Annotated in this window: 6 protein-coding genes; 1 reads left to right on the top strand and 5 read right to left on the bottom strand. The window is 39.9% G+C overall.

Translation table 11 applies throughout. The features are described from left to right. Positions 1–432: 432 nt before the first annotated feature. Positions 433–828, bottom strand: coding sequence for a hypothetical protein (locus tag V7K45_RS07000; protein ID WP_335001733.1), 396 nt, complete (start codon positions 826–828; stop codon positions 433–435). A gap of 264 nt (positions 829–1,092) precedes the next feature. On the opposite strand from V7K45_RS07000, the gene V7K45_RS07005 reads away from it, so the two are divergent. Continuing rightward, positions 1,093–1,770, top strand: a complete 678-nt coding sequence (locus V7K45_RS07005) for an SDR family oxidoreductase (protein ID WP_335001735.1) — start codon at positions 1,093–1,095, stop codon at positions 1,768–1,770. Position 1,771: 1 nt separating this feature from the next. Here the strand turns inward: V7K45_RS07005 and V7K45_RS07010 are convergent, their stop codons facing one another. The 4 genes from V7K45_RS07010 to V7K45_RS07025 all read right to left on the bottom strand — a co-directional run bounded on the left by V7K45_RS07010 (position 1,772) and on the right by V7K45_RS07025 (position 4,971). Next, entirely contained in the window at positions 1,772–2,824 is a 1,053-nt protein-coding gene (locus V7K45_RS07010; RefSeq protein ID WP_335001737.1) for an aromatic ring-hydroxylating dioxygenase subunit alpha, read from the bottom strand. A gap of 183 nt (positions 2,825–3,007) precedes the next feature. Continuing rightward, positions 3,008–3,445 (bottom strand): secondary thiamine-phosphate synthase enzyme YjbQ, encoded by a 438-nt coding sequence (locus V7K45_RS07015; protein WP_335001739.1) that lies wholly within the window; start codon positions 3,443–3,445, stop codon positions 3,008–3,010. Positions 3,446–3,538: 93 nt separating this feature from the next. Continuing rightward, positions 3,539–4,708 (bottom strand): pyridoxal phosphate-dependent aminotransferase, encoded by a 1,170-nt coding sequence (locus V7K45_RS07020; protein WP_335001742.1) that lies wholly within the window; start codon positions 4,706–4,708, stop codon positions 3,539–3,541. Between the two features lie 140 nt (positions 4,709–4,848). Continuing rightward, entirely contained in the window at positions 4,849–4,971 is a 123-nt protein-coding gene (locus V7K45_RS07025; protein ID WP_335001744.1) for a hypothetical protein, read from the bottom strand. Positions 4,972–5,292: the final 321 nt, after the last annotated feature.

The following is a 5,292-nucleotide window of genomic DNA, read 5'->3' on the forward strand; positions in this document are numbered from 1 at the left end:
CTGCGATTTCAATCTTAAAAGGGCGGCTCATGGTTATTTTAATTTATCAAGTTTGTTTTCTCTATTATATGCAGCTTCATATAAAATTGGTATTAGTTAATTAAAAATTCAGTAATATTAACAGTCTAATAAAACACAGCCATTGATAAATGTTTCCGGGAAAGAGATAGATGGATAGCACTTAGACATTTCATGAACTGATGCAGTTGAAGTATATAGAATTAAATGATATCAGTCAATTCTAACGGAGATAGAGATTGAGATACTGTTTCTAGAGAAACACTTCTAGCTGCAAAGGAAAGTTAAATTTGAGACAGATTTAAAGATTGCAGTAACGTTAAGTCAGCAAATAGCTACATAAAAATAACCTAGTAACGATAATTCTCGGAAATATCCTCTGAAATCGAAATAAATGGTGAAGATTGGCTAATTTTAACCTTTGTGTTTTGGTTGTCTGGGTGTAGTACTTACATCAGATGAGTCGCCAAAAGTATCCCTTGCTTCGATCTGTTTAATTTTCATTTGTAAGTTCAAGTCATCACTGCTAACAATTGTTTCTAAATTCGCTAATCTCCGTTCTAGCAGTTCTATTTGTTGCTGGTGCAAATAATTAGTTTTGGATTTTTGCTCATCAGAACGCCAAACAGCAACTGTACCAACAGCTGCCCCACCAATTGCAACTAAAGGAAGAATAGCACCGCTTCTAGTAACGGCTGACAGTGGCACGCAAACTCCAAGAATGGCAACTGTAATTACCCAAATTCTTGTGGTAGCAGATAATCTGACATCTTGGTATTGTTCGAGATTGGGTTGAGATTTTTTAGCCATAAATTTATCCAAAGAAAAGTTATTTGCTACATTTGCACAAATGTTTACTAAAATACTTCCTACCATTGGGTTAGGTATAATTGCTATTTTATATATTTTTGTAATTATGGTTACTCAGTTATTTACGATCGCTAGATTAAGATTGCAATGATAGCTATCTACTACTTCTGGAGGGGGCAAATCACTTTTCGATGGTCTTGAGCAATTATTAAATACTGCCAATCCTCTGATAAAATCCTTTGAGCGTAAATAGTTAAATTTATTATGACAAGTGCATCTTATATTTTTCTGGCTGGAGCAAGTCGCGGTGTTGGTCGAGAAATTGCTCAATATCTGACATCTCAACAGTTAAAGGTTAAAGCACTCCTGAGAACAGCAGCAGTTGCTAGTGAACTAGAGAAAATCGGTATTGAAGTAGTTTTGGGAGACGCCTTGAATATTGCCGATGTCGAACGCGCCATCGTCACAGATGAACCTATTCACACTGTTATTAGTACAATTGGCGGTTTACCATCAGATGTAGAAAGGCCGGATTACCCTGGTAATAGAAATCTGATCGATGCAGCAGTTAAAGCTGGAGTGCAAAAGTTTATTCTTGTATCTTCCATAGGTGCTGGCAGTAGTGTTGTTGCTGCGTCACCCCAAGTTTTAGAGGTACTGGGAAAAGTTTTAGCTGAGAAAGACAAAGCCGAACAACACTTAATTGCCAGTGGACTCACCTATACAATCATCCGTCCTGGTGGACTCAAGTCAGAACCAGCAACGGGTAATGGCGTTTTAACCGAAGATCCGCACATTATTGGTAGCATCAATCGTGCAGATGTGGCGCAGTTAGTTGTTCGCTCTTTAAATAGCCAACGTGCCAATAATAAAATATTGTCAGCCGTAGACCGAAATATGCTATTTGGGCAAAGAGAATTTGCCGAATTTACTTTGGAGTAATTTAAGCACGCCACCGGAGTATTTGACTCTTGACAGGATTGACAAATTCTCGTCTTTCAGCAACAGATCGAGCATACTCCCGCTTTAACTGGTAATACCACTGTGCCTGCATATCTGAGTCTTTAATCAGCCGTAGCACAGGATTATATTTCAAACCAATTTGCTGTTTTTCTACAACCGTTCGGTCTTGGCCAATGAAAGTCCGCGCCAGCACGTGTAACAGTGGCTTGAAAAAGCCTACCCAAGGAAGTGTCCAGTAAAGAGCAAAAGTTACTTCCGTTTCTGTGTCTGAAATCGGTGTAACTGCCGTTAAATTAACAACTCGATTATTACCAATAGTGGTTTCTTCAATTCTGACTCCAGGCAAACGAAAGGAAATTTCTGTTTCTGGCACACCACCGCCAATCAGCCAGTATAATCGACCACCATTCGCTGGTAATCGGTGTCGTCGCATTGTAAAGCCGTAGGGCGAAGCATCAAATTGCTTTACTTCCTCGTGCAATTGCTCATTTCGCCACCACCAAGCACGATGAACGTAGGGTGAATGCGCCGGGTCCATCAGACCTACCACTGCATGATCTATAAAACAAGGAAATTTTACCACTTCTACAAACTGGTGAGAGCGATCGTCAAACCCTGGAATTACCGGAATTTCCATATCAGATGCAGGTTGAGGGTTATCGGGATCGGGCATATATATCCAGATATTCCCTTGGGCTTCGCGAATACTATATGACTGTACGTCGAACCGACTCAAATCCATTTGCTGCTCCTCCACAAGAGAAGGTATCGCAGTACAGTGCCCAGCAGAGTTAAAGCGCCAACCGTGGTAACAGCATTCAACTTCTTGCCCATTGAATCTCCCACAACTCAAGGGCACACCACGATGGGGACAAATGTCCGTCATCGCAGACACTTTGCCATCCTGGCTGCGAACTAGCAGCACCGGTTCTCCTAAGAAAATGCGGCTGATCATCATGCCTGGCTTGATTTGATTGCTAGGCAGAGCATAGTACCAAGTATTACGTAGTACAAAATTATCGTTATTTTTCATAACTAATGGCCTCTGCCTTTGACACAACAAAAGTCCTGGTTTGTGGAAAGCAAGGTGATGCTGGAAAACATTCTTTCAGGTTTTTAATTGCTGTAGGTAAGTTCAACTGATGTACTTATTGGTCGTGTTTGTAATTCTCTCAGATTTAGGTTGTTCTAAGAGCATTGCAGGTGTGAAATTGGATTATTCGCCAGAAATTTGTACAAATACAGTTCTTTTGCGCGGGCCATCCAACTCAAAAAACAACACAGATTGCCAGGTTCCCAAAGCTAATTTACCATCCACAATGGGAATTATCTCACTCGTGGTTAGCATCATTGCCATTAAATGAGAGTGAGCATTAATCGGCTCATCTTCTGGGACATCTCTTAAATGCAAGTCATTATGCAAATAGCTATCTGATTCCGGTGCTATTTTTTGCAAGAATACTTTTATATCTTCTAATAATCTGACTTCATTTTCGTTGATAGATAACGCTGTTGTAGTGTGTTGAGAAAATACTAAAACTTGTCCATTTTTAATTGGAGTTGAGGTAAGAAAATCTTGAATTTGTGGCGTGATATTATGAATATTAAATTTTGGCTCAGTTTCAATTTCAATTAACTTATTAATAATTGGCATCTGTTGAATTTTATATTTGGGATTGCGAACGAGGTACGCTAAAGCAGCTTAACGCCTTCTTGAAAGAGGCAGGAGGCAGGAATTCAATGACTCCTAGTTATTGACTATAGTTTCCAAACCTTGCACTAATCTCTCTATACCTTCTTTTGCCGTCTCTTTTTGCAGCGCCCCATAAGCAACACGTAAATAGCATCTGTCATCTATGCCAAAAGTTGTACCTGGAATAACTGCGACTTTATGTTCCTGAATGAGTCTTTTGACTAATTCAAAAGCTTCCATTTGGGTATGAACTTTGAGGAAAAAATAGAAAGCGCCATTGGCGGGGATAATGCTACATAAGCCTTGTAGACGGTTAAGAGAGTCTAATACTAGTTGGCGTACTTGAGCGATAGCTTCTATATGACTCTTCAAATATTCCTCTTTTGCCTGCAATGCCCCTAAAGCTGCATATTGAGAAATGACTGGCGGACAAATCAAAATTGTATCCTGGACTTTTTTAACAGCGACAAGTAAGTGTTTAGGAATCACCATGTAGCCAATGCGCCAACTGGCAAACCCGTATGCTTTGGAAAGACTATAGAGAGAAATGGTGTAATCGCTACTATTACTAAATGCACCAGGGGAAATGTGTTTTACCCCGTTATAGGTAAAGTATTCGTAAGCTTCATCGCTGATGTGGTAAATACGGTGAGTAGCACAAATTTGATTTACTTGGCGCAATGCGGCTTCAGAATAGACAACTCCAGTCGGATTATTCGGTGAAATTGTCACCACAGCTCGTGTTTTGGGTGTAATTGCTTGAGCGATCGCTTCTTGTCGCAGTTGGTAATTTTCATCTGTCGCCACTAACACTGCACGACAACCAGCCATTGCGATCGCCATTTCGTGGTTGAAATAGTAGGGTGTATTCAGAATAATTTCGTCGCCTGGGTTAGTGATAGCAAGAATGGCATTCATAAATCCCATATTGCTCCCTGCTGTCACAATGATGCAGTTTTCCCCATTGATTTCAATCCCGTTGAAGGATTGCAATTTCCCTGCAAGTGCTGTTAGTAGAGGGGGAATTCCCTCTACTGCTTTGTATAAATTATTAGTTGGTTCGGCTAAGAATTTGGCTAAAAATTCTATGGCTTCCGGTGGTGGGTTGTAAGAAACAACACCTTGTCCTAAAGAGATGGTTCCAGGAGAGTTTTTAATCAGTTCCCCAACCACAGGAATAATTGGCGATTGTACCGCCTGCATACGAGAGGTTAGGGATTCCATATTTTCTTGCCTATGTACCTGCTTTTAGTATCTCTTAATAGGTGAACAATCAACTAGTACAGCACAGTGGAAATCCACCCATTCTAAATTAATGAAATGTTTACTCGCTACCATCTCAATCCCCGAAGTCAAAATCAAAGTTATACCAATACTCCAAGCTGTGGACAGTTTAGCGTTGTATAGCGATCGTCAAAGAACGTACTTTGGTGCTTGATGTCTAAATTGCGGGCGATTTCACGATGATTTTGACCCTCTGATGCCATGATTATTATTTTGGCAGCGCGTTGACGCCACCAAGTAGATGGCTTTTAACCTGATTATTTCTTCTCCCACCAATATGGTCTGTTTATTTCCGCCGCACTGCACTAGGTTCTGGCACTGAATTTAATATTAAGTTAATAAATGTAACGGAAATCCATTTTTTACATTTAATTTTAGGGTTCGATGAATATACAATCCAATATCTGTGTTATTTTTTGCTGCTTATATTTCAATACGGTTCAGTTAAGGCTGAAAAACTGATTAGTGATATGAAATTTAGGAGTTTCAACTCGTTGTCCAGTACCTCTGTGTTTTGGCTTTTT

The organism is Nostoc sp. (genome assembly GCF_036917375.1).
Lineage (GTDB): Bacteria > Cyanobacteriota > Cyanobacteriia > Cyanobacteriales > Nostocaceae > Nostoc.